The 23,025-nt window shown below is 66.0% G+C and carries 22 protein-coding genes; 10 read left to right on the top strand and 12 right to left on the bottom strand.

Going from position 1 to position 23,025, the window contains the following annotated elements:
* Entirely contained in the window at positions 1 to 552 is a 552-nt protein-coding gene (locus tag EDF58_RS09600; protein WP_132264833.1) for a YdcF family protein, read from the top strand.
* A complete protein-coding gene (locus EDF58_RS09605; RefSeq protein WP_132264834.1) occupies positions 552 to 1,247 on the top strand; it encodes a 1-acyl-sn-glycerol-3-phosphate acyltransferase in 696 nt (231 codons plus the stop codon). Before EDF58_RS09600 ends, EDF58_RS09605 begins: the two co-directional genes overlap by 1 nt.
* A 3-nt stretch (positions 1,248 to 1,250) precedes the next feature.
* Here EDF58_RS09605 and EDF58_RS09610 read toward each other — a convergent pair whose 3' ends face one another.
* The 3 genes from EDF58_RS09610 to hisC form a co-directional block, all read right to left on the bottom strand.
* Positions 1,251 to 2,030: a transglutaminase family protein gene (locus EDF58_RS09610; protein WP_132264836.1), complete on the bottom strand. Its 780-nt coding sequence runs from the start codon at positions 2,028 to 2,030 to the stop codon at positions 1,251 to 1,253.
* Between the two features lie 160 nt (positions 2,031 to 2,190).
* A complete protein-coding gene (locus EDF58_RS09615) occupies positions 2,191 to 3,114 on the bottom strand; it encodes a prephenate/arogenate dehydrogenase family protein (RefSeq protein WP_132264837.1) in 924 nt (307 codons plus the stop codon).
* The gene (gene hisC / locus EDF58_RS09620; RefSeq protein WP_132264839.1) at positions 3,111 to 4,226 is read right to left on the bottom strand and encodes a histidinol-phosphate transaminase; all 1,116 of its coding nucleotides are present in this window, start codon (positions 4,224 to 4,226) and stop codon (positions 3,111 to 3,113) included. Before hisC ends, EDF58_RS09615 begins: the two co-directional genes overlap by 4 nt.
* 262 nt (positions 4,227 to 4,488) lie before the next feature.
* On the opposite strand from hisC, the gene EDF58_RS09625 reads away from it, so the two are divergent.
* Genes EDF58_RS09625 through metW form a run of 3 tightly spaced genes read left to right on the top strand, consistent with a single transcriptional unit; the run spans position 4,489 to position 6,637 of the window.
* Entirely contained in the window at positions 4,489 to 5,610 is a 1,122-nt protein-coding gene (locus EDF58_RS09625; RefSeq protein WP_132264841.1) for a homoserine O-acetyltransferase, read from the top strand.
* Positions 5,607 to 6,053: a GNAT family N-acetyltransferase gene (locus tag EDF58_RS09630; protein WP_165921365.1), complete on the top strand. Its 447-nt coding sequence runs from the start codon at positions 5,607 to 5,609 to the stop codon at positions 6,051 to 6,053. The genes EDF58_RS09625 and EDF58_RS09630 overlap by 4 nt, the downstream gene beginning before the upstream one ends.
* A complete protein-coding gene (gene metW / locus EDF58_RS09635) occupies positions 6,050 to 6,637 on the top strand; it encodes a methionine biosynthesis protein MetW (RefSeq protein ID WP_132264843.1) in 588 nt (195 codons plus the stop codon). The genes EDF58_RS09630 and metW overlap by 4 nt, the downstream gene beginning before the upstream one ends.
* 70 nt (positions 6,638 to 6,707) lie before the next feature.
* Here the strand turns inward: metW and EDF58_RS09640 are convergent, their stop codons facing one another.
* Positions 6,708 to 7,097: a VOC family protein gene (locus tag EDF58_RS09640; protein WP_132264845.1), complete on the bottom strand. Its 390-nt coding sequence runs from the start codon at positions 7,095 to 7,097 to the stop codon at positions 6,708 to 6,710.
* 286 nt (positions 7,098 to 7,383) lie between these two features.
* On the opposite strand from EDF58_RS09640, the gene EDF58_RS09645 reads away from it, so the two are divergent.
* Positions 7,384 to 8,055, top strand: a complete 672-nt coding sequence (locus tag EDF58_RS09645) for a glutathione S-transferase family protein (RefSeq protein ID WP_132264847.1) — start codon at positions 7,384 to 7,386, stop codon at positions 8,053 to 8,055.
* Positions 8,056 to 8,110: 55 nt separating this feature from the next.
* On the opposite strand, the gene EDF58_RS09650 is transcribed toward EDF58_RS09645, so the two are convergent.
* The 4 genes from EDF58_RS09650 to uvrB all read right to left on the bottom strand — a co-directional run bounded on the left by EDF58_RS09650 (position 8,111) and on the right by uvrB (position 15,114).
* A complete protein-coding gene (locus tag EDF58_RS09650) occupies positions 8,111 to 9,613 on the bottom strand; it encodes a peptidase S10 (protein ID WP_132264849.1) in 1,503 nt (500 codons plus the stop codon).
* A 204-nt stretch (positions 9,614 to 9,817) separates the two neighbouring features.
* A complete protein-coding gene (locus tag EDF58_RS09655; protein ID WP_132264851.1) occupies positions 9,818 to 11,323 on the bottom strand; it encodes an acetyl-CoA hydrolase/transferase family protein in 1,506 nt (501 codons plus the stop codon).
* Between the two features lie 144 nt (positions 11,324 to 11,467).
* Positions 11,468 to 12,577 (bottom strand): helix-turn-helix transcriptional regulator, encoded by a 1,110-nt coding sequence (locus EDF58_RS09660; RefSeq protein ID WP_243654157.1) that lies wholly within the window; start codon positions 12,575 to 12,577, stop codon positions 11,468 to 11,470.
* Positions 12,578 to 12,927: 350 nt separating this feature from the next.
* Entirely contained in the window at positions 12,928 to 15,114 is a 2,187-nt protein-coding gene (uvrB, locus tag EDF58_RS09665; protein WP_132264852.1) for an excinuclease ABC subunit UvrB, read from the bottom strand.
* Between the two features lie 163 nt (positions 15,115 to 15,277).
* Between uvrB and EDF58_RS09670 the strand changes: the two genes are divergently transcribed.
* Both EDF58_RS09670 and EDF58_RS09675 read left to right on the top strand, forming a co-directional pair.
* Positions 15,278 to 15,892, top strand: coding sequence for a DUF3617 domain-containing protein (locus EDF58_RS09670; RefSeq protein ID WP_243654158.1), 615 nt, complete (start codon positions 15,278 to 15,280; stop codon positions 15,890 to 15,892).
* A gap of 77 nt (positions 15,893 to 15,969) precedes the next feature.
* Positions 15,970 to 16,695 carry an alpha/beta fold hydrolase gene (locus tag EDF58_RS09675; RefSeq protein WP_132265334.1) on the top strand — a complete coding sequence of 242 codons (726 nt, stop codon included), beginning with the start codon at positions 15,970 to 15,972 and terminating at the stop codon, positions 16,693 to 16,695.
* Between the two features lie 44 nt (positions 16,696 to 16,739).
* Here EDF58_RS09675 and EDF58_RS09680 read toward each other — a convergent pair whose 3' ends face one another.
* The 3 genes from EDF58_RS09680 to EDF58_RS09690 all read right to left on the bottom strand — a co-directional run bounded on the left by EDF58_RS09680 (position 16,740) and on the right by EDF58_RS09690 (position 20,181).
* Positions 16,740 to 17,624, bottom strand: coding sequence for an EamA family transporter (locus EDF58_RS09680; protein ID WP_132264856.1), 885 nt, complete (start codon positions 17,622 to 17,624; stop codon positions 16,740 to 16,742).
* A gap of 85 nt (positions 17,625 to 17,709) precedes the next feature.
* Positions 17,710 to 18,549, bottom strand: coding sequence for a hypothetical protein (locus EDF58_RS09685; RefSeq protein WP_165921366.1), 840 nt, complete (start codon positions 18,547 to 18,549; stop codon positions 17,710 to 17,712).
* A gap of 123 nt (positions 18,550 to 18,672) precedes the next feature.
* Positions 18,673 to 20,181: a YifB family Mg chelatase-like AAA ATPase gene (locus EDF58_RS09690; protein WP_132264859.1), complete on the bottom strand. Its 1,509-nt coding sequence runs from the start codon at positions 20,179 to 20,181 to the stop codon at positions 18,673 to 18,675.
* 169 nt (positions 20,182 to 20,350) lie between these two features.
* On the opposite strand from EDF58_RS09690, the gene EDF58_RS09695 reads away from it, so the two are divergent.
* Together EDF58_RS09695 and EDF58_RS09700 are read left to right on the top strand one after the other, a co-directional pair.
* Entirely contained in the window at positions 20,351 to 21,169 is an 819-nt protein-coding gene (locus EDF58_RS09695; RefSeq protein WP_243654179.1) for an alpha/beta hydrolase, read from the top strand.
* Positions 21,170 to 21,247: 78 nt separating this feature from the next.
* Positions 21,248 to 22,465 carry an acyltransferase gene (locus EDF58_RS09700; protein ID WP_132264861.1) on the top strand — a complete coding sequence of 406 codons (1,218 nt, stop codon included), beginning with the start codon at positions 21,248 to 21,250 and terminating at the stop codon, positions 22,463 to 22,465.
* Between the two features lie 62 nt (positions 22,466 to 22,527).
* Here the strand turns inward: EDF58_RS09700 and EDF58_RS09705 are convergent, their stop codons facing one another.
* A complete protein-coding gene (locus tag EDF58_RS09705; protein WP_243654159.1) occupies positions 22,528 to 22,770 on the bottom strand; it encodes a hypothetical protein in 243 nt (80 codons plus the stop codon).
* Positions 22,771 to 23,025 lie beyond the last annotated feature (255 nt).

Genomic DNA, 23,025 nt, shown 5'->3' on the forward strand with positions numbered 1-23,025 from the left:
ATGTTCCGTCGCACCGCCGCCTTCCTCCTGCTGATCTGGCTTTTCGGGTTCCTATGGTTCGCGGTGACGCTTCCGGGGCCGCTGGACGATGCCGTGCGCACGGATGCCGTGATCGTGCTGACTGGCAGCAAGGGGCGCATCGAACGGGCGCTGACCGTGCTCGATGCGGGCCGCGCGCCGCGCCTGCTGATCTCCGGGGTCGACCGCGAGGTGAAGCCGCGCGAACTGGCGGCGGAGTTCCGCATCCCGGACCGGCTCATGAAATGCTGCATCACGCTGGGCTACGAAGCTTATGACACGCGCTCGAACGCGGTGGAGGCGGCGAACTGGCTGGCCCGGCGCAAAGCGCGTTCGGTGCGGCTGGTCACGGCCGACTGGCACATGCGCCGCGCCGCTTACGAGCTGGCGCGCGAACTGCCCGACCATATTGCCATTCTCGAGGATGGGGTGCCCTCCCGTCCGAGCCTGAGCACGCTTTTCCTCGAGTACCATAAGTATTTTGGGCGTATGGCACTCGACCTCTGGAACCGGCCCCCCTGGAAAGCCAATTGATGCGCGCTACCCCGCTCGACGTCGTTCGCAGTCTTCTGTTCTACCTGGTGTTCTATCCCGGAACCCTGTTCTTCGTCACCGGAGTGGGGCTGACATCGCTGATCGGCACCGAGCCGATGCGGCGCACGGTGCGCGGCTGGAGCCAGTTCCACCGCCTCTGCTGCCGGTACCTGCTGGGGATACGGCTCAGGATCGAGGGCACGATGCCCGAGGAAGGCGTGCTGGTGGCATTGAAGCACGAGAGCTTCTACGAGGCGATCGACTTGCCTGCGCTGATGAACTTCCCGGCGCCTTTCCCGAAGGCCGAACTCGTCGGCCTGCCCGGCTGGGGCTGGGCGGCGCGCAAGTACGGCGTGGTTTCGGTGGAGCGCGACCAGGGCGCCAAGGCCCTGCGCGCCATGGTCAGTTCCGCGCGCGGCTTCGCGGCGCTGGGGCGGCCGCTGGCGATCTTCCCCGAAGGAACGCGCATTCCCCATGGCGAGCAGGCCCCGCTTCAGTCTGGCTTTGCCGGGCTCTACAAGCTTCTGGCCCTGCCCGTGGTCCCCGTGGCGGTGGACAGCGGGCGGCTCTATCACCGCCTCTGGAAGAAGCCGGGCACGATCGTCATGCGCGTCGGCCAGAGGATCGAGCCGGGCCGCCCGCGCGAGGAAGTGGAAGCGGAAGTCATCACGGCGATCAACGCGCTCAACACCTGACGTTCAGGGAACCTCGCGCACTTCCACCGACTGGGCCTGCAGTGTGACCGGCTCGTAGCTGGTCAGGAAAGCGACGCCGGCGGCGTCCGGCCCGACGCCGATCTTCGCCATGGCTTCCGGCCGGGTCATCCCGGTCGCGTCGACGAGGTGCCAGGCCCCGTCGAGGAACACTTCGGCCACGGCATGAAAGTCCTGCGGCTCCACGCCCAGCCCGTAGACGCTGACGAAGCGCGCGGGGATGGCGCTGGCGCGGCAGAGACTGATCATCAGGTGGGCATAGTCCCGGCAGACGCCTTCGCCCGAATCAAAGCTGTCCGCCGCCGTGGTCAGGGAATTGCTGGAGCCGGGGACGTAGCGCATGTGGCCGCTCACCCAGTCCCGCATGGCCGCGACCCGCTCGCCGCCAGCAAGAGTGCCGAACATGTCGAGCGTGAACTGCAGGAACGTGTCCGAAGGGCAGTAGCGCGAGGGCAGGAGGTAATCCACCGTCTCGCCGGGCAGCAGATGCGGCGGCATGGCGGGCAGACCTTCGATCGGCGCGAGATACCGCCGCGGCTCGACGACGGCCTCGTAGCGGACGGTCAGCCGGTCGGTGACGTGGAGCCAGATGCGGTCGCCGATCTGGTCATGGCCCGGCAGGCGCGCGAAATGCTCGAAAGGCGGCAGGGTGATATGGGCGCGGTGCACGATCTGCTCGGGCAGCAGCGCCGCCTCCAGCTGGAGGAGAACGTCGGTGGGACCGGCCAGGGAGTAGTCGAGCAGCGCGGAGATCGAGAGCTTCATGAGGCGTCGGAAGTCCCTTGCGCCGGTTGACGCGTCTGAACGAGGAGTGGTGCCTGAACGAGGAGTGGTGCCTGAACGAAGATTGGTGCCTGAACGGAAATTCGCGTTCGAACCGCATTCCGATCAAAGCGCGAACCGGGCCTTGGCTCCCGCCCGGTCGTCACGTCTTCTGTTCGCCCTCATGGTCGCCGCGGCCGAAGTCGGGGCGGGAATCGTCCTGGCCTTCCTCGATAATCGAGCGGCGGATGGCCCGGGTGTGCGTGAACTGGTCGAACAGGGCCTGCCCGTCGCCCACGCGGATCGCGCGTTGCAGCGCGGTCAGATCCTCGGTGAAGCGCTGGAGCATGGTCAGCACCGCGTCCTTGTTGGACAGGAAAACGTCGCGCCACATCGTCGGGTCGGAGGCGGCGATACGCGTGAAATCCCGGAAGCCGCCGGCCGAATACTTGATGACTTCGCCCTGCGTCACGTCCTCCAGGTCGGACGCGGTGCCGACGATGGTATAGGCGATGAGGTGCGGGACATGGCTGGTGACGGCCAAGACGAGATCGTGATGCTCGGGCGTCATGATCTCGACATTGGCGCCCAGCGCTTCCCAGAAGCCGACGAGTTCGCTGAGCTTGACCAGATCGGTCCGCGCCGCGGGGGTGACGATGCACCAGCGGTTGCGGAACAGATGCGCAAAGCCGGCGTCGGGGCCGGAGTTCTCGGTGCCGGCCACGGGGTGCGCGGGGATCACCATATGATCGGGCAGGGCCGTGCCGAGGGCCTTGGAGATGGCCTGCTTGCTGGAGCCGACATCGCTGACCAGCGCGTTGAGCGGCAGGGCTTCGCGCACTTGTTCGGCGGCGATGCCCATGACGCCCGGCGGGACGCAGAAGATCACCAGGTCTGCCGCGGCCACCGCTTCGGCTGCCGTGTCGCAGACTTTCGCGACAAGGCCGCGCTCGGCGGCGCGCTGGCGGTGGGCGGGGCTGAGGTCGTAGCCGGTGGTCGCCACGCCGGGCAGGTATTCCTGCACCGCAAGGCCGATCGATCCGCCCTGCAGGCCCAAGCCGATGATGGCGACGTTCTGGAAGCTCATTGCGCGGCTTCCGCCATTTCGCGCAGGGCCTCGGCGATCGTGTCCATGTCCTGCGGCTTGCCGATGGTGAAGCGCAGCGCCTGGGGCAGGCCCTGCCCCGGCAGCCAGCGAACGATATAGCCGCGATCGGCCAGACCCTCGAAAGCGGCTTCGGCCGTCAGCGCGCCTTCGAACAGCACCAGCACGAAATTGGCCTGGCTCGGCAGCGGCCGCAACCCGTGGTTGCCCAAGGTGTCAAGCTTCGCGACGAAGCGGGCGCGTTCGTCCCGGTTGTGGATGCGGCTGGCCTCGACGAAGGCGGCATCGCCCAACGCGGCCAGCGCCATGGCCTGTCCGGTGTTGGAGACGTTGAAGGGCCCGCGGATGCGGTTGAGCGTGGCGACGATGCCCGGCGCGCCGGTCGCCCAGCCGATGCGCTCTCCGGCGAGGCCGAAGATCTTGGAGAACGTGCGCGTCACCAGCACGTTGTCATGCGCTTCGGCCAGGGCCAGCGATCCGTCGTCATCCTCGGGTGCGACATATTCGCCGTAGGCCTGATCGAGCACCAGCAGGACGTCGGCGGGAAGTCCGGCGTGGAGCCGCGTGATCTCGCCGCGGGGCAGGTAGGAGCCGGTGGGATTGTTCGGGTTGGCGACGAAGACCACGCGGGTGCGCTCGGTGACGAGGGCCAGCAGCGCATCGACATCGGTGCCGTAATCGGCGTCCGGCGCCACCACCGGCACGGCGCCGCAGCGGCGCGCGGCGATGTCGTAGACCGAAAAACCGTAGCGGACGTAGATCACCTCGTCGCCCGGACCGGCGTAGCCCTGGGCCGCAAGGTTGAGCAGCTCGTCGGAGCCGGTGCCCATGACCACCCGCGCGGCGGCGAGCCCGTGCTTCGCCGCGATCGCTTCGCGCAGGGCGGTGCTGTCGGGATCGGGATAGAGCGCGGGAGCCTGCGCGCGGGCCGCGAGGGCGTCCTCGCTGGTGCCGAGCGGGTTCTCGTTGGCCGACAGCTTGATCAACGGCCGCCCGTCCTTGCCCTTGGACTTGCCCGGAACATAGGCATGGATCGCCTCGATCCATGGCTTGGGCTGCGGGGCTTGCTTGCTGGTGATCTGGCTATCGGTCATGACGCGCCGGCCTTAGAGCATTTTCAAGTCAGATGGAATCATCTGACGGCTCGGAAAATGCGGCAAAGAGGCGCTGCATTTTCAAGTCAGATGGAATCATCTGGCGACTCGGAAAATGCGGGAGAAGGACGCTGCATTTTCTTCCCGGATGACCTCCTTCCTGCGACCGTCCTGACGATCAGCCCGCAGGCAGGGAACTAACCTCACCGGGGCGGGCACGATTGACAGGTCTGCGCCGCTCCCCCACCTCTCTTCCTGCACTATGTCTACCAGCACCGACACCAGCCAGTTCCTAGACCTTGCCCAGCCGCTGGCGCTCGACGGCGGCCAGAGCCTTCCCGGCGTGCGCATCGCCTACGAGACGCAGGGCACGCTCAATGCGGCCCGCGACAATGCGATCCTGATCTGCCACGCCCTGACCGGCGACCATCATGTGGTTTCCGACCACCCCAAGACCGGCAAGCCCGGCTGGTGGGTGCGCATGGTCGGGCCGGGTAAGCCGATCGACACCGACCGCTTCTTCGTGATCTGCGCCAATGTCATCGGCTCCTGCATGGGTTCGACCGGGCCGGCCAGCCTGGCCGGGGACGGCAGGCCCTGGGGCATGCGGTTCCCGGTCATCACCATTCGCGACATGGTGCGCGGCCACGTCGCCCTGCTCGATGCCCTTGGGATCGAGAGCCTCCATGCCGTCGTCGGTGGGTCCATGGGCGGGATGCAGGCGCTGAGCCTGGCCTCCAACTTCGCGGACCGCACCCGCGCGGCACTGGTGATCGCCTCCACCGCGCGGCATTCGGCGCAGAACATCGCGTTCCACGAAGTCGGCCGCCAGGCGATCATGGCCGACCCGGAATGGCGCGAGGGGGCCTATTACGAAGCCCGGGAAAGCGGCGGGAAGGGCCCCGAAAAGGGCCTCTCCGTGGCGCGCATGGCGGCGCATATCACTTATCTGTCGGAAGCGGGGCTGACCGAGAAGTTCGGCCGCCGCCTGCAGGACCGCGAGGAAAAGACCTTCGGTTTCGACGCCGATTTCCAGATCGAAAGTTACCTGCGCTACCAGGGGCTCGCCTTCACCGACCGCTTCGACGCGAACTCGTACCTCTACATCACCCGCGCCATGGACTATTTCGACCTGGCCGAAGAGCATGGCGGCCTGCTGGCCCATGCCTTTGCCGCGTCGAAGGCGCGCTTCTGCCTGGTCAGCTTCGATACCGACTGGCTCTACCCCACCGCCGATTCCCGCAACGTCGTCCACGCGCTGAACGCGGCGGGCCTGCCGGTGAGCTTCGTCGAGCTTTCGGCGCCCTATGGGCACGATTCCTTCCTGCTGGACGTGCCCGCGCTGGACCGTGTCGTCGAAGGCTTCCTGGGAGAAGGACATTGAACGCGGCGCCGATCCAACTCAGCGACGACGCTGCGCGTCTGGACATTGCGCGCGTCCACGGCTGGCTGGCGTCGAGCTACTGGACGCCCGGAGTCGAGCGTGCGCAGGTCGAGCGCCAGATCGCCGGTTCGCATTGCCTGGGCGCCTATCTGGCCGATGGCACGCAAGTGGGCTTCGCGCGGGTCATCTCCGACCGCGCGAGCTTCGCCTGGCTGGCCGATGTATGGGTGGACGAAAGCGTGCGCGGACAGGGGCTGGGGCGCCGTATGGTCAATTGGTTCCTCGATAACCCGGACTATACGGACATTCGCCGCTTCATGCTGGCCACCAAGGACGCGCACGGCGTCTATGCGCGGCTCGGCTTTACCCCGCTGGTGCGGCCGGACCGGCTAATGGAGAAGCTGTCGGGGCCGTTCGCCGCGATCCTGGAGGCGGGTTCGTGAGCCTGCTGCGGCCCGATCTTGCCGTCATCGCCGCCAATGTCGCCCCCGGATCGCGCGTGCTGGACGTGGGCTGCGGCGACGGCACGCTGATGCTGGCCTTGCGCGACAAGGGCTGCGACGCGCGCGGCATGGAACTCGATTCCGCCAATGTCGGCCTTTGCGTGGGCAAGGGCCTCTCGGTGATCCAGGGCGATGCCGACAGGGACCTTGCCTTCTATCCCGACCAGTCGGTGGACTATGCGATCCTGTCGCAGACCCTGCAGACGACCATGCGACCCGACAGGGTGCTGGAGGAACTCCTGCGGATCGGCCGCCGCGCCTTCGTCAGCTTTCCGAATTTCGCGCACTGGCGCGTGCGGCTCTCGCTGCTCTGGGGCGGGCGAATGCCGGTGACGCGCCTGCTGCCGGTCGCCTGGTACGAGACGCCGAACATCCACCACCTGACGGTCGACGATTTCCGGGAACTGGTGCGCTCGCGCGGGATCACGGTGGAGGGCGCGTGGTTCCTTTCAGGCGACCAGACCTGCAGTCCGGCAGCGGCCAATTTCCGCGCCGAGCATGCGGTGTTCCTGCTGACGCGCTAGGCCGGGGGGGCGTTCCGAGGCGCCCGTCCCGGCCGCGGTCACTTCCGCGGCCCGGTTACCGTCGCCCCGGTCAGCCGCCCATCGTCAGGCCGCAGTAGATGCCGAGCTTGTTGCCGTCCGGATCGCGCATATAGGCGCCGAAGGCATTCCGGGCCTGGGGCTTGGGTTCCGGCTGGCCCTCGCTGGTGCCGCCATTGGCAAGGCCCGCTGCGTGCCAGGCGCGGACGGCGTCTTCGTCGGGCGCCTCGAAGATGATCGTTCCGCCATTGGCATGGGTGGCGGGCTGGCCATCGCGGGCGGGGCCGAGGAGAAATTTGAAGCCGTCGAGGTCCCACAGCACGATCGGATATTCGCTGGACGCGGCGCAGGGCGCGACGCCCAGAGCGGCGAACGTCGCATCATAGAAGGCACGGGCTTTGCCGAGATCGTTGGTGCCGAGGCGCAGGCTCTTCAGGATCATCTTCTTCCTCCTCCGATTGTCGCACCGAGCCGGGTCGGTGCCGCCATTTGGGCCTTTTCACCCTGAACTGGCCTTCCGCCCGGCCGCGTCACGATGGGCGCGGTGCAGCGAACGCCAAGGGTGTGGATCGCGGCCCGCGCCCGGTCAATCGCGGCTTCTCCGCCGCCACGATGATTACGGGAGATGCGGCGAAGGCGGGACTTATCCACGCGTTTCGCCCCCCTCTCCGGGCGGGGCCCATGCTTCGGGTGGACGCTCGCGGGCAGGTTTGGCATTCGAAATCGCCATGTGGCACATCTTCCAGTTTCCGCTCTGCCCCTTCAGCCGCAAGGTCCGGCTGCTCATGGCCGAAAAGGGCATCGCCTACGAACTCCAGACCGCGCGTCCCTGGGAAGGCGAGGACCGGCTGTTCGAGATGAACCCGGCAGGCCGCACGCCGGTGGTCAAGGAAACCGAACGCGGCACCGTGGTCGTCGACAGCCGCGCGATCTGCGAATATTTCGAGGAAACGGTCGATCGTAACCCGCAGATCAGCGGCACGGCCGTCCAGCGCGCGGAAATCCGCCGCCTGATCGCGATGTTCGACGAGAATTTCTACAACGACGTGTCCGGTCCGCTGCTGCATGAGCGGATGAAGAAGCGTCTCGTGCTGCGCCAGTCGCCGGATGCCAAGATCCTGCGCGAATCGATGAAGCTGGCGCACGACTACCTCGACTACATCGATTACCTGATCGACAACCGCCCCTGGCTGGCCGGTGCGACCATGACGCTGGCGGACCTCGCCGCCGCGGCGCAGATCTCGGTGGCGGATTACCTGGGCGGGCTCGACTGGTCGAGCCACGAACAGGCGCGGGGCTGGTACCTGGTGATGAAGTCGCGCCCCTCGTTCCGGCCGCTGCTGAGCGAGCGGATGGAAGTGATCCAGCCGCCCAGCCACTATGCTGAAGTGGATGCCTGAGGCTTTTTGCTACCGTCGTCCCGGTTCAAGTGCGGGACGACGGTAGAATTATCCCTCAGGACGCGGCGCGGTAGCTTTCCAGAATGTCGCGGCGCAGGGCTGCGCCGCTGTCGGTGCGGGAATAGAACATGTGCCCGCCGGGATAGACGTGCAGGCGCACGCGGTCCGGGCGGCCGAACTGCGGCATCTGCGCCATGATCAGCCGCGAGCCGAAGTAGGGGCACGAAAGGTCGTCCCAGCCGTGGACGATGTCGACGGTCATCTTCGGGTCGATGGAGATCGCCTGGCGCAAGTCCTTGACCGGGTTGTCGCTGTCGTCGCGGGTCCAGGCCTCGTTCACTTCGTAGGACAGCGCATTGTAGCGCGCGTCGATCTTCCAGCCGACCTGCCGGGTCACGAAATCGACCATGGCCGAGGTCGTCGGCGCGATCAGCGTGGTCAGCAGCGGGTCGCTGTACTGCGGACGGGCGCTGGCCGGGAAAGGATCGTAAGCGGTGTAGTTGGAATCGTAGACCGACCCCACGAGGCCCTGATCGCGGCGGATCTCGCGCAAATACGTCGCGATGTCGACGCGGCCGTCCATGCGGCGCACCAGCGCGGGGTCGAGGCCGGTCAGTTCCGCGACTTTGGCGGAAAGGCGGTCGGTGGCTTCCTTGTCCTGCGGGCCGGCGAGGAAGTCCTGCACGTATTGGGTGCGGATATACTGCTCGACCGGGGCCATGCTCGCCTCGCTCAGGTTGCCCTGGCGCTCGAAGTGGCCGGCGACCATGGCCGGCAGGTTGATCATCCAGGGCAGCGGCGAAAGCGCATCGTCCTCGCCGATGGCCGGCGGATCGAGATAGGGCGAAACCAGCGTCATGCCCGAAATGCCCACGCCCATCTGCGTCTGGAGATTGTAGGCCAGGCGCGGCACGCGGTAGCCGCCGTAGCTTTCGCCGGCGAGATACTTGCGGCTGGTCAGGCGGCCGTTCTGGTTCAGCCAGTCATAGACCACGCGGCTGAGGTACTTGATGTCGTTCTCGGAGGTGTAGAACGCCTTCTTGGTCGCCTCGGCATCGACGCGGCTGCGCGAGAAGCCGGTGCCGATCGGGTCGATGAAGACGAGGTCGGTGAAGTCCAGCCAGGAGTTCGGATTGTCGCGCAGCACCGCCGGGTCGGAGGGCGCGTCGCCCTGTGCGCCGAACTGCACGCGCTTCGGGCCGATGGCGCCGAGGTTCAGATAGACCGAGGCCGCGCCGGGGCCACCGTTGAAGGCGAAGGTGACGGGCCGCGCGGTGGGGGCGCCGGGCACGGTATAGGCAGTGTAGACCACCTCGCCGATGGTCTTGCCCTTCTCGTCCTTGATGGGCAGCGCGCCGACGGTGGCGACGTAGTTGACGGTCTTGCCGCCGATCACCGCGCTCTGCTTGATCGACTTGGCCGCGGGCAGCAACGGGATTTCGTCGCCCTCCGCGTCCTTCTTCGCTTCGGCGCTGTCGGCAGGCTTGTCGGCGGCGAAGGCCGGAACGGAACAGGCGGCGAGCACCATGGCCAGGCAGGCCAGCGAAACTTTGCGCATGGAAGGAACGACCCCTTTTATCGATGCGTCCGAACGGACGTCAGGGGCGATCAGTAGAACCTTGAAATAGTATACGACAAGGGTCCGAGCGGGAAAAAGGTGCCTGGCCCGTCCTGCCTTCCGGAGATCGGGCCATGGGAATGGTCCATCGGAAGGCAGGGCAGGTCAGGCGTTCGGACGGCTCGGGGGTGCCGCCCGAATTCTTCAAGGCAGCATCGAACCCGTATCGATGAAGCGCTGGTGCCAGGACAGCGCCTCGCCCGGCAGCGAGGGCGACTGCAGGCCGTAGGAGCCTTTCAGCGCGCGGGCGTAGTAGTCTTCCAGCAGCGGGCGATAGTCCGGGTGCGCGCAGTTGGCGATGATGACATGCGCGCGTTCCTTGGGGCTGAGGCCGCGCAGATCGGCCAGGCCCTGCTCGGTGACGATCACCTGCACGTCCTGGTTGATGTGATCGACATGGCTGGCCTGAGGCACGATGGCCGAAATCTTGCCGCCCTTGGCGGTGGAGGGCGTCATGAAGATCGAGATATAGGCATTGCGCGCGAAGTCGCCCGAACCGCCGATGCCGTTCTGGATGCGCGAGCCCATGACATGGGTGGAATTCACTGCGCCGTAGATGTCCGCCTCGATCAGTCCGTTCATGGCGATGCAGCCCAGGCGGCGGATCAGTTCGGGGTGGTTCGAGATTTCCTGCGGGCGCAGGATCATCTTGTCGCGGTAGCGGTGCATGTCGGCATTGACGCGCGCGGCGGCCTCGGGGCTGAGCGAGAAGGCAGTGGCGGAGGCCATGCGCAGCTTGCCGGAATCGAGCAGGTCCAGCATGCCGTCCTGGATCACTTCGGTATAGGAGGTCAGGCTGTCGAACGGCGAGTCGACCAGGCCGGTCAGCACGGCATTGGCGATATTGCCCACGCCCGACTGGATCGGTAGCAGCGCTGAGGGCAGGCGGCCCAGCTTCACTTCGTGGTTCAGGAATTCCAGGATGTGGCCGGCGATGGCCTTGGCCTTCTCGTCCGGCGGGCTGAAAGGCGCGTTGCGGTCTGGCCGGTCGGTTTCGACGACGGCGACGACCTTGGCGGGATCGACCTTGAGGTAAGGCTCGCCGATGCGGTCATCGGGCTTCACCAGCGGGATCGGCACGCGCGAAGGAGGCAGGGCGGTGCCGTAGTAGATGTCGTGCATGCCCTCCAGCGCCTCGTTCTGCCACGAATTCACTTCGAGGATCACCTTGGAAGCGCGGTCCAGCCAGGTCTTGTTGTTGCCGACCGAGGAGGAGGGGATCAGGCTGCCGTCGGCGCGGATGCCCGAGACTTCGATCACCGCCGTGTCGAGCGGACCGAGAAAACCCTGCCAGGCCATCGGCGCCACCTGCGAAAGGTGCATGTCGAAGTAGTTCATCTCGCCCTTGTTGATGCGTTCGCGGGCGATGGGATCGGAGTTGTAGGGCAGGCGGAATTCGATGCCGTCGGCCTTGGCCAGCGCGCCGTCGAGTTCGGGGCCGGTCGATGCGCCGGTCCACATGCGAACCTTGAAAGCGCGGCCGGCGGCGTGCTCGGCCTCGATCTGCGCGGCCAGAGCCAGCGGCACGGCCTTGGGATAGCCCGATCCGGTGAAACCGCTCATGCCCACGGCGGTGCCGCTTTCGATCAGGCGCGCGGCCTCTTCTGCGGGCATGACCTTTGAACGAAGCTCAACACTCTCGATGCGCATGGCAACCTCATCCTTTCTGACTGACCTTTGCTGCGCCAGTCGGCCTCCGGGGGCGGCGAATCCAGTGCAAAGTCCAACCAGACGGTTGCGGCGGATGCATGACAAAATGGCCCTGCGGCCGATGCTCCGCGCCCTTTTCCGGCCTTATCGCGAGGCCATTTCTATCACCGTTCGGGCGATCGCCACCAGTTCCGCCTCGCGGTTGACGCCGCACTTCTGGAAGATGGTGCGCAACTGCGCGACGACGGTCTGGACGCTGACCTTGCGCATCTGCGCCACGGTCTGGCGCGAATGGCCCTGGGCCAGCAACATCACGACTTCCGCTTCGGCCGTGGTCAGGTGCAGTGCCTCGGCCAGTCTCCGCGCAGGGACGTGGCTGGCAGCAAGCGGTGCGCGCAAGGTGACCAGCACCCGCGGGGCGAAGCCGAAGGACCAGTCCTGCCGCGGCAGGGTGCGCACGTCGATGAGAATCAGGCTGTCCTCGCTCCGCAGCCACAGATCGGCGGGGCCGGTGTCCAGACCGGCCAGCGCGGCGGCGATCCGGGCCTGGAGCCGCTGGTCGATATCCTGCCGCACCGCATGGAGCGCGGCGGAGCGGACCTGGAGCGTCCAGGGCCCGAGCAGGGCCTGCGCGGCGGATGTCATGCCGCAGACCTTGCCGACTGCGTCGAGCAGGATGGCCGCGCTGCTCATCGATTCGAGGGAGCCCTTCAACAGCGCGGCGCCCTGGTGCTCGATCGCGTCCTGCAGCCGGATCGCATCGAGCACGGTTGGTCCGATCCGGCGGAATACTTCGCGCTGGGTCTCGGTCGTATGCCCTTCGGCCTGGCCATGAAGCGCGGCAAGCCCGAAGAGCACGCCGGGGCGCTGGCTGAGCACCATCTGCACCCCGAATTCGGCATCGTGGCGGCGCACGTAATCGAGGTAGGCCTCGTTCGTCGAAATGGCGCGTGCTGCGGTGTAATGAACTTCCCAGGTCAGTTCCAGCGGCGCGCGCGTGGTGGCGACCCGGTAGTTAACGTCAGGCCGATATCCCCCGATCGTGTCGAATTCCGTCAGGAATGTGGGATTGGCGTCCGTCACCCAATTGAATGCGGCGTGCCGTTCGCCCAGCGCCAGCAATTGCGCGCGGGCCGAGCCGGTGTGGCTGGCGAGCGCTTTCAGCGCCGTGTCCCAGCCATTGGCCTCGAACGGCGCGCGCGCGAAAAGGCCAGCCAGATCGTCCGCGCGCGTCTCGTCCCTGTCCCTGCCCACGAATCCGTCATGGAACGGCCGGGCGTGCTTAACAAGTCCTGTTATCGAACGCAGCTTCCGGGCGGCTACCATGAACATGGTATGCCCTTGATCCGAAACGGGTCCACAACCGAATCGCGACCCGAGGGATCGGCGACAAGCCATCCTGAGATAACTGCCCGAGGCCTGCACCGCAGGTCTCGGGCTTTTCTTTTCGCGGGGACGGGCGCGAGGCCGCCAGATCGGCCGGCCGCGTGGATGGACGGGTGGCAGCGCGGCTCGGGGATCGGCATGCCGTGTTCGGCCGAAGCCTTCAGGCAGCCTTTGGCAGCCAGCTCGACATCTGGAGCTGATTTACGCCTGGAAGCCGGTTATTTGCCCCACTTTCGCTGCACTTTCCCATAGCGCGTCTTGCGGGTTCCCGGCTTGCCTTCGTTGCTGCGGCCGACGATCGGCGCTTTCTTGTGCTCGTCGGGGATGCCCAGTTCGCTGGCTTCCATCTTCCTGATCTCGTCGCGCAGGCGGCCGGCTTCTTCGAATTCCAGATCGGCAGCGGCAGCGCGCATCTTCTTTTCGAGGTCCTCGATATAGGCGCGCAAGTTGTGGCCTACGAGGTTGTTCTGGCCCTCTGCGTCGATGTCCACCAGCACGCCGTCGCGGCTGGCGGTGTCTGCCACGATGTCGGCGATGCGGCGCTTGATCGTCTGGGGAGTGATGCCGTGCTGGGTGTTGTATTCTTCCTGGCGGGTGCGGCGGCGGTCGGTTTCCGCGATGGCGCGCTCCATCGATCCGGTCATGCGGTCGGCATAGAGGATCACCCGGCCATCGACGTTGCGCGCGGCGCGGCCGATGGTCTGGATCAGCGAGGTTTCGCTGCGCAGGAAGCCTTCCTTGTCGGCATCGAGAATGCAGACCAGCCCGCATTCCGGAATATCGAGACCCTCGCGCAGGAGGTTGATGCCCACCAGCACGTCATAGACGCCCATGCGCAGATCGCGGATCAGTTCGATGCGCTCCAGCGTCTCGACGTCGCTGTGCATGTAGCGCACGCGCACGCCGGCCTCGTGCATGAACTCGGTGAGATCCTCGGCCATGCGCTTGGTGAGCGTGGTGACGAGGGTGCGATAGCCCTTCTCGGCGGTGGCCTTGCACTCGACGATGCAGTCCTGCACCTGGTCCTCGACCGGGCGAATCTCCACCGGAGGGTCGATCAGGCCGGTGGGGCGGATCACCTGTTCGGCGAAGACGCCGCCGGACTGGTCCATTTCCCAATGGCCGGGCGTGGCGGAGACGGCGATGGTCTGCGGCCGCATCGCGTCCCACTCGTTGAAGCGGAGCGGGCGGTTGTCGATGCAGCTCGGCAGGCGGAAGCCGTATTCGGCCAGCGTGATCTTGCGGCGGTGATCGCCCTTGGACATGGCGCCGATCTGCGGCACCGTCTGGTGGCTTTCGTCCACGAACAGCAGCGCGTTGTCCGGCAGGTATTCGAACAAAGTCGGCGGCGGTTCACCCGGCAGACGGCCGGTGAGGAAGCGGGAATAGTTCTCGATCCCCGCGCAGCTGCCGGTGGCGGCGATCATCTCAAGGTCGAAATTGGTGCGCTGTTCCAGCCGCTGGGCTTCCAGCAGGCGGCCCTCGGCTTCCAGCTCCTTCAAGCGCTCGGTCAGTTCGAAGCGGATCGCCTCGCTCGCCTGCTTCATCGTCGGGCCGGGCGTCACATAGTGCGAATTCGCATAGACCCGCACCTTTTCGAGCGCGGAGCCCTTCTTGCCGGTGAGCGGATCGAACTCGGCAATTTCCTCGATCTCGTCCCCGAAGAACGAGATGCGCCAGGCGGTATCCTCAAGGTGGGAAGGGAACAGTTCCAGATTGTCGCCGCGCACGCGGAAGGTGCCGCGGGTGAAGGCGGCGTCGTTGCGCTTGTACTGGAGGGCGACGAGTTTGCGGATGATCTCGCGCTGGTCCTGCGTGTCGCCGGTCTTGAGGTCGAAGATCATGGCCGAGTACGTCTCGACCGAGCCGATGCCATAGAGGCACGAGACCGAGGCGACGATAATCACGTCGTCGCGTTCCAGCAGCGCGCGCGTGGCCGAGTGGCGCATGCGGTCGATCGCCTCGTTCACCGAGCTTTCCTTCTCGATGTACGTGTCCGACCGGGCGACATAGGCTTCCGGCTGGTAGTAGTCGTAGTAGGAGACGAAGTATTCCACCGCGTTCTCGGGGAAGAAGTCCTTCATCTCGGCATAGAGCTGGGCGGCCAGGATCTTGTTCGGCGCCAGGATCAGCGCCGGGCGCTGCAGTTCCTCGATCACCTTGGCCATCGTGAAGGTCTTGCCCGATCCGGTGACGCCCAGCAGCACTTGCGTCTTCTCCCCGTCGCCCGCCGTGGAAACGAGATCGGCGATGGCCGTCGGCTGGTCGCCGTTCGGTTCGTATTCGGAAACGACCTTGAAGGGCCGGCCGGGCATCGACTTGTCGGGTCGCTGCGGCTTGTGGGGGACGAACGTGCCCGAGGTGTCCGGTTCCTCAAGGCCCCGGCGAATGATCAGCTCTGCCATGGCAGAACATATGGGGTATGTGCCACGGGCCCGCAATGGGAGTCGGGTTCTATGGGGATCCGGCCCGGCAGTCGGGCGAAAACGGCGGTTCGGCTGTTTTTGTACGGCACCGGCGCGCGCCCCCACCCTGCACCCCCTCCGGTATGGTGGCGGGGACGGGCCGGTGATACGTCTTGGGTCACGAAACGGTGCGAAGGAAGGTGCTGATATGAAGCCATATATGACCCTTGCAGCGATGGGCCTGGCGTTTCTGGCGGCCGGCTGCGGATCGAAGGATAAGTCCGGCGAGGCGGCGGGCGCACCGGGCAAGTCGCAGGAAGAAGTACGACAGGAAGCCGCCAAGCTCGACAAACCGCGCCCTGGACAGTATGCGCAGACCAGCGAAGTGAAGCAGATCGACGTTCCAGGGCTGCCCAAGCAGATGGCAGACCAGATGAAGTCGACGCTTCAGAAGTCTCAGGTCAGCAACTTCTGCCTGACGTCCGCCGAAGCCGAAAAGGGCTATCGCGACATGTTCCACGATGTGGGGCAGGGCCGGGAATGCACTTATTCGCGCTTCGACGTTGATGGCGGGAAGCTGGATGCCCAAATGGAATGTGCGTCGAAGGAAGGCGGCAAGGCCGTTCTGACGCTCGACGGCACGGTGGCCGAGGACAAATCGGACATCACCGTGAAGATGGATATGAGCGGTGGGCCCCAGATGGGCTCCCAGCCCGGTGGGCAGATGAAGATGACGATGCATGTCACCACGAAACGCATCGGAGATTGTCAGGGATAAGGCCCCGTTTCGGCAGGGCCCGACCGTACAGGAGTTAGAAGGGTAAAGTGAACGGTCAGGCCCCGCGCCAACTCGACATGATGCGCAGCGCCATCGTGCGCCGCGCTGCGCTTGCGCGCGAGCCGCATCCGGAGGGTGTCCGCAAGCCGTCGCTGCGGCTGTTCTTTGCCGAACTGGCCTCGCTGCGCCGGGGCGGCAAGAAGCTGCTCGGGATCGAGACCGCGCTTCACCCGCAGCCCGTCATGCTCCTGCCCGGTTTCGGCGCTCATCCCAACCGGATGAAACCGATGGCCGAGGCGCTGACCCAGGCCGGGCACGAAGTTCACGAGTGGGGCCTTGGTTTCAACTTCGGCCCCAACCAGCACAATTTCGAGTTCCTGATGCGCCGGGTCGGCGCGCTGGCCCGGCGGCACCGCGCCCCGATCACCCTGGTGGGCTGGAGCCTCGGCGGGCTGTTCGCGCGCGAAATCGCCCGTCGGCAACCCGCAAGCGTGGGCAAAGTGGTGACGATGGGCACGCCGTTTTCCGGTGATCCCAGGGCCAACAATGCCTGGCGCGCCTATCAGGTGGTGACCGGGCACTCGGTTGACGCGCCGCCGATCGACTGCGACTTCGCCGAGAAACCTCCGGTGCCGACAGTGGCGTTGTGGAGCCCGCGCGACGGGGTGATCCACCCGCGCTCGGCCTGCGGCTGGCCGCATGAACGCGACCGGGCCGTGCCGATCCGCTGCTCGCACCTGGGTTTCGCCAGCGATCCGCGAGTCATCGCCGAAGTGCTCCGGCAACTCGACATCGAGGACTGAGCGGGTCGACGCTGGCTTGCGAATGCCCCGATGCGGGCTTCCGTTCAGGCCATCACGTCGTCGCGCGCCTTGGCCACTGGCGCTCTTGCGCCGAGGGAGCACCCGGCGCTTGCCGCGATCATCATCGCCACGGCCAGCCATTGCAGCGCCGTCAGCCGCTCGTCCAGCACCATGAACCCCACTATGGCGCCGAGCGCGGGCGCCATGCTGCTCAGCAGGCCGACGATTCGGCTGGAGAGCTGCCCCATCGCGCGCATCTCCAGCATGTAGGGCAGGGCGCTCGACAGGATCGCGACGACGATGCCCAGGCCGAGCGCGTGAAGCGGAAGGCTCGCGGGTGCCGAGGCGATCCCAAACGGCACGGTGACGAGACAGGCCACGGTCATGCCGATCGAGACCGCCGTCGTGCTGCCCACTTCGGCGGCGCGCTTTCCGCAGAGAATATAGAGTGCCCAGCAAGCCGCGGCGGCCAGGGCGAAGCCGATTCCCGCCAGGTCGAGCGGCTGCGCCCGGCCGGGCCAGGGTATCAGCAAGGCCAGTCCGCCAAGCGCCAGGGCGAGCCAGAGGAAGTCGCGCAGCGACCGCGAGGTCGCCAGGACCACGGCCAGCGGTCCGCAGATCTCGATGGCGACGGCGATGCCGATGGGGATGCGGCGGAAGGCCCAATAGATCATCAGGTTCATGCCGCCGAGCACGAGGCCATAGACCAGCAGCCAGCGAAGCTGCCGCCCGGTCACGCGGCTGCGCCAGGGGCGGGCAAGGACCAACAGGATCACGGCCGAAATCGTCGTGCGCAGGGCCGCGACGCCTTCCGGCCCCACGACCGGAAACAGGCTCTTGGCAAAGGCCGCGCCCAGATTGATCGAGGCTTGCGCCACGACGATGGAGAGGCCGGCAAGAAGTACGGTGCGGTCGGTCGTCGCGGTCATGCCCCGCGCGATGCCTGCACTGGCGACGCGGGGCAAGCCGATAGTGGGGAGGGCAGGATTTCCGCTGCTCTCTTTGTGGTGTTGCCTATCGCTGCTCCGGTGAATCCGCCCGAACTTGAGGCGCAGACCCGTGGACCGATCCCAGCCAGAAAAAGCCGTCAAAGCCTGCTCTCGGCGCTTCTCCCGGAAAGGCTCCCAGTTGCATGAAGGGCGCGCGTTTCAGATCGACGTCGCTTTCGGCGGGATGGTTGCCGCACTCGATCGCGTCCTTGGGAATGGCCTGTCCAGGTTCGAAACGACTGCCGGGCTTGGCCATGCAGTTCCATGCGCTGCCGGCAGCGAAGCGCATTTTCAGGCTGACCACGCGGCCGGTCCGGGCGAGGCGTGCTGCCATCGGGTCGAAGCTCTTTGCGCCTTCGCCGTAAGGAACCGTTTCGGCATGAAACCCGCCGACCAGAACCAGGACGCGGTCATAGCTGCCGTTGCTCGCGGCATTGTGAATATTCTCCGCCTGGGCGGCCTCATGCGGACCTTGCCCCGCAAGATGGGCGAAGCGCTTGCGCTGGGATTCGTCGCGCGGGCCGTTGAACGCCGCCACGTCGATCGGGCGGCCTGCATCCTTCAGCCGGTGAAGACGAACCAGCATGGCGAACATCGCCTCGCTGGCGACGCCATCCGTGCGGCCCTTCCATCCGAACTTCTGCAAGGCTTGCGCGAACTGGTTCGCAGGTAATCGCCAAGCGTCCTGCAAGGCGGCATCGGCGCCCGAGTCAAATTCGATGGCAAGGAGAACGCGCTGGTCTTGCGCGGCGAGCGCGCACGCCAGATCACCGACGAATGCAGGGCTTTCCTGCGTTCCATGAAGCTCCCCGAAGACGATATAACGCGGCTGCAGATTCGCGATTTCGGCCCAACCTTCCGGCACCGGGCAGGTCTCGGCAGCAGGTGTGATCGAGGGCGGTTCGCTTCGCCCGGGCGTTGCTCCGAGCGATAGGGGCAGGCAAGAAACCAGGATTGTCGGCATCGAAGGCATGCGTCATCCTCCTGCTCAGCCCGTCGGTGGCCGCCGACGATAGCTGAGCGCCTCCGCAACGTGGATACGCTTTACCTGTTCCTCTCCCGCCAGATCGGCGATCGTGCGCGCAACCCGGAGGATGCGCGTGTAGCCTCGTGCAGAGAGATGCATCGCCTCGGCCGCCTGCATGAGCAGCTTGCGGCCGGCCTCGTCCGGCGTGGCGTAAGTCTCCAGAAGGTCGCCGTCGAGTTCGGCGTTGGTGCGGTTGCCTGTTCCCGCCAGGCGTGCGGTCTGGACCGCCCGGGCCTGGCCGACCCTGGCGGCAACTTGTGCGCTGCCCTCGCTGGGCGGAGGAAGCGCAAGGTCTACCGCGCGCACCGGGTCCACTTCCACATGAAGATCGATACGGTCGAGCAGGGGGCCGGAGACCTTGCTCTGGTAGTCGGCCGCGCACTTGGGCACGCGGGAACAGGCGAGCGCGGGATCGCTGAGATATCCGCAGCGACAGGGGTTCATGGCGGCAATCAACTGGACCCGGGCCGGATAAGTGACATGGGCATTGGCCCGCGCGACGGTGACTTCTCCGATCTCCAGGGGTTGGCGCAGCGAATCGAGCACGGCGCGCTGGAATTCCGGCAGTTCGTCCAGGAACAGCACGCCGAGATGGGCCATCGAGACTTCGCCGGGGCGCACTTTGAGGCCGCCGCCGGTCAAGGCCGCCATCGAGGCGGAATGATGCGGCGATCGAAACGGCCGGGCGCGGCTGATGCGGCCTTCCTCCAGCGTCCCCGCGACGGAAGCGATCATCGAGACTTCGAGCGCCTCTGCGGCCGTGAGTTCGGGCAGGATTCCGGGCAGGCAGGCGGCGAGCAGCGACTTTCCCGCGCCCGGAGGGCCGCTCATCAGCAGGTTGTGCGATCCGGCCGCAGCGATCTCCAGCGCCCGGCGAGCGACCTCCTGCCCTTTGACCTGTTTCAGGTCCGGTCCGCGCTTGGGCGGATCGGCACGGCCGGGTTCGGGCTGCGGCAGCACTTGCGTGCCCTTCAGGTGATTGAGCAGGCTGACCAGGTTGGGCGCGGCCACCACCGGAATGCCGTCGGCCCAGCGTGCCTCGCTGCCCTGCGCCGCCGGGCAGATCAATCCGAGGTCGCGCTCACTGGCGTGAAGCGCGGCTAGCAGGACGCCGGGAGAAGGGATCACCCGGCCATCGAGCGCGAGTTCGCCCACCGCCACGAAGTCGGCCAATTGCTCGCTGTCGACGATGCCCATGGCCGCCAGCAGGGACAGCGCGATGGGCAGATCGTAGTGCGAGCCTTCCTTGGGCAAATCGGCCGGGGACAGGTTGATGGTTATACGCTTGGGCGGCAGGGCCAGGCCCATGGCCGTCAAGGCCGCGCTCACGCGCTGGCGGCTTTCTCCCACCGCCTTGTCCGGCAGTCCGACCAGCGCGAAACCCGGCATTCCGGGCGCGACCTGGCACTGGACCTCAACCGCACGCGCTTCCAACCCCAAGTAGGCGACAGTGGAAACGAGAGCGACCACGCAAGCAATTCCTTGATGCAATCGTAATCAGAGCGGCGGCCGTAATCAAAATATTAAGCGCGTTGTATAACGAAATTTGACCCAAGTAATTGCAGTTGCCCATTAGGTTAAAGTGTTTTAACCTTAGCTCTAGTGACTTGAGTAAGCAGATGGACTGCATCTCATGGACATGCGCGCATTTGCCTCCATTTCCGCTCTGGCGATCCTGACCTCCGCCTTGTTCGGAGCAGGCCCGGTCGCGGCGCGGGATGGCAGGATTTCCTACGAATTGGTGGAGGCCGGGACCGGCTCCGGCCCTGCCGGGCTGGTCGATCCCAGCTATGCCGAACAAGTCGCTCTGGCGGCGGCTGACAAGGAACAGGGCCTTGCGCAGGATGCGCAGCAGCAGGCTGCGTTCTGGCAGTCCGCGCCTGCCGGCATTCCGCGCGGGATCGCCCGCTACGGCCCGTTTCGCGTGATCGATGGCACGCATGCCGCACTCGTGGATGCCACGGATTCGCGCAGCCCCGAACAGTTCGCGGCGCTGCTGTGGGACTATCCGAATATCTCCGAACTGGACATGATTGAGTGCCCGGGGACCGAGGACGATCTTGCCAATCTGCGGCTGGGACGCATGATCCGGGCGCGCGGGCTTACGACTCATGTACCCACCGGTGGGTCGGTGCGATCCGGCGCCGTGGAGCTGTTTCTGGCTGGGCGGCTTCGCTATGCCGATCCGGGGTCGGAATTCGCCGTTCATGCCTGGCTCGACGATACCGGGCGCACCCCGCGCGACTATGCGGCCAATGCACCGGAAAACCGCCGATATTTGGACTATTACCAGCAGATGGGAATGGATCTTCGCGAAGCGCAGGCATTCTACGCGATGACCAATGCCATTCCTTTCGAATCCGCGCGCTGGTTCGGGGCGGAAGAGATGGCGCGCTGGGTCAGGCTGGACCGGACGCGCAGCTGGACCTCCACGCAACTTACCCTGTTGCAACGATAACGGACCTGTCTTCCTTTGGAGGAGAGCTGATATCCGCATCATGATCGATCCGTTGCGCGGGCGGGGGGCTGGCGCGGAATGCGGGTCGATGCAATGGATTTGGGGGAGAACGGCGCGGGCAACCGACACGGGCAAAAGCGTCTGAACAGGACCGACGCGGCCGATGGCGGCGCTTCGGGTTCGCTGGTCGGGCTTCAGGTGGCAAGGGCGCTGGCCGCCCTGTCAGTCACTTTTCACCATGCTCTGGAAACGTCGAATGGGGTCCCCGGCGCTTTCAGTCCGGACTGGCTCACTACGGGGGGAGCCGGCGGAGTCGACATCTTCTTCGTCATCAGCGGCTTCATCATGGCTCATACCAGCCTTGTTCCAGGGCGCCCCGCGCCTTCGCCAGCCGCTTTCCTGCAAAGGCGCGCCACGCGGATCTATCCGCTCTACTGGCTTGCCTGCCTGGCGATGCTGTCGCTCATGGCCCTGGGGTTCTTCCAATCGCGCACGCTCTCGGCCGGAGACATCGTGGCCGGCCTGGCGCTGCTCCCCGGCGGACAGCCGATCATCGGGGTGGCCTGGACGCTCGTCTACGAAGTGTACTTCTATCTGGTCTTCGCGGTCTGCCTGATGGCGGACTCTCGCAGGGCCACGCTGCTGGGGGCGGGCGGGATCATCGTCTCGGTCCTGCTGCTGGCTCATGGCCTGCCGGAAAGCGAGATCCGGCGCTTCCTTACCGATCCGATCCCGCTCGAATTCCTGCTGGGCCTGGGGTTGGCGCAGTTTCATTCGGGGCTGATCGCGGGCCTGCGCGGCACCCGGCCCGCGGCCTTGCTCGTCCTTTGCGGTTTCGCCCTGCTCTATGTCGCTCCGCTGTTCGTAGCCCACGAGACGACGCATGGCCTCAGCGGATGGGGCAGGGTTGCTACCTGGGGCACGGCGGGAGCGGTGATCGTTGCCGGCCTGCTGGGAGTGCGAGCAAGTAGTGGCCGCGGCTGGTTTGGGCGCGTCGTGCAGCCGCTCGTTGCCTTGGGCAATGCTTCCTACGCCCTCTATCTGTCTCATTTCTTCGTCTTGATGGCTTACGGCCTGGCCCTGAGATCTCCGGAAGTGGCGCGGATACCGCAGTATCTGCTGGTGCTGCCCGTGGTCGTCCTTGCCTGCTTCGTGGGCGGCGTGACGCACCTCATGGTCGAGCGGCCCCTGCTGCGATTCTGCCGCCGCCTGACGGGATCTGCAGAAGGAAAGAGGGCAATGCCCTTCTCACGCCGGAGCGAATCGAATCCCTTTGCCCAAGCGCCTTGGCGCTGACCGTTCGCGCGCAAGGGGGCGGATCCGGGCAAATTGGCAGAAGGTGCGGCCTGCGAGGCGTTCTATTTGAAGAGCGAGCCGAGCCAACCGCTGCGCCGCGCGGGCCGCTGTGCCCCGCTGACCTGAAGCAGGTGATTCGCCAGGACCGCGGCCTGGCTGCGGGTCAGGAAGAATCGGGCGTTGTCGGGCTCGTCGCCGGAGTCCCAGCCTTCCTTTTCGAAGGTTTGAAGTTCGAGCAGGATGTTCGGGCCAAGGTCGCGCGAGGCCCATCCTACCAGCACGCTGATACGCTCTTCCATCGCCATCGCTTCGCCGCACCCACCGTTTCTGCCGCCGAAAACCGGCCTTCGGCCGCGATGCTAACATGGATGGAGAGGCTCGGGACGTGGCGCTCCAGTAGACGCGCGGGGGCATTGTGGGTAATGGCGAAGGCGATCCAGGCAGGGCAGCCTCGGTGCGCCGGAGGCATCTTCGGATCTGCCGTTTCATGTGCCTTTGCCTTGACTCTCCCGCACCGGTCCAGTAACGGCGCGCTTCTGTTTTGCGGTCGACCTTCTTTG

Source organism: Novosphingobium sp. PhB57 (genome assembly GCF_004342985.1).
Classification (GTDB): domain Bacteria; phylum Pseudomonadota; class Alphaproteobacteria; order Sphingomonadales; family Sphingomonadaceae; genus Novosphingobium.

Excerpts from the sequence above, each read along its gene's own strand:
- EDF58_RS09610 (WP_132264836.1), bottom strand. The coding sequence starts at position 2,030 with ATGAAGCTCTCGATCTCCGCGCTGCTCGACTACTCCCTGGCCGGTCCC.
- EDF58_RS09680 (WP_132264856.1), bottom strand. The coding sequence starts at position 17,624 with ATGACCGCGACGACCGACCGCACCGTACTTCTTGCCGGCCTCTCCATC.
- EDF58_RS09645 (WP_132264847.1), top strand. The coding sequence starts at position 7,384 with ATGTGGCACATCTTCCAGTTTCCGCTCTGCCCCTTCAGCCGCAAGGTC.
- EDF58_RS09650 (WP_132264849.1), bottom strand. The coding sequence starts at position 9,613 with ATGCGCAAAGTTTCGCTGGCCTGCCTGGCCATGGTGCTCGCCGCCTGT.
- EDF58_RS09605 (WP_132264834.1), top strand. The coding sequence starts at position 552 with ATGCGCGCTACCCCGCTCGACGTCGTTCGCAGTCTTCTGTTCTACCTG.
- EDF58_RS09700 (WP_132264861.1), top strand. The coding sequence starts at position 21,248 with ATGCGGGTCGATGCAATGGATTTGGGGGAGAACGGCGCGGGCAACCGA.
- EDF58_RS09675 (WP_132265334.1), top strand. The coding sequence starts at position 15,970 with ATGATGCGCAGCGCCATCGTGCGCCGCGCTGCGCTTGCGCGCGAGCCG.
- EDF58_RS09625 (WP_132264841.1), top strand. The coding sequence starts at position 4,489 with ATGTCTACCAGCACCGACACCAGCCAGTTCCTAGACCTTGCCCAGCCG.
- EDF58_RS09640 (WP_132264845.1), bottom strand. The coding sequence starts at position 7,097 with ATGATCCTGAAGAGCCTGCGCCTCGGCACCAACGATCTCGGCAAAGCC.
- hisC (WP_132264839.1), bottom strand. The coding sequence starts at position 4,226 with ATGACCGATAGCCAGATCACCAGCAAGCAAGCCCCGCAGCCCAAGCCA.
- EDF58_RS09600 (WP_132264833.1), top strand. The coding sequence starts at position 1 with ATGTTCCGTCGCACCGCCGCCTTCCTCCTGCTGATCTGGCTTTTCGGG.
- uvrB (WP_132264852.1), bottom strand. The coding sequence starts at position 15,114 with ATGGCAGAGCTGATCATTCGCCGGGGCCTTGAGGAACCGGACACCTCG.
- EDF58_RS09615 (WP_132264837.1), bottom strand. The coding sequence starts at position 3,114 with ATGAGCTTCCAGAACGTCGCCATCATCGGCTTGGGCCTGCAGGGCGGA.
- EDF58_RS09655 (WP_132264851.1), bottom strand. The coding sequence starts at position 11,323 with ATGCGCATCGAGAGTGTTGAGCTTCGTTCAAAGGTCATGCCCGCAGAA.
- EDF58_RS09695 (WP_243654179.1), top strand. The coding sequence starts at position 20,351 with ATGCGCGCATTTGCCTCCATTTCCGCTCTGGCGATCCTGACCTCCGCC.
- EDF58_RS09705 (WP_243654159.1), bottom strand. The coding sequence starts at position 22,770 with ATGGCGATGGAAGAGCGTATCAGCGTGCTGGTAGGATGGGCCTCGCGC.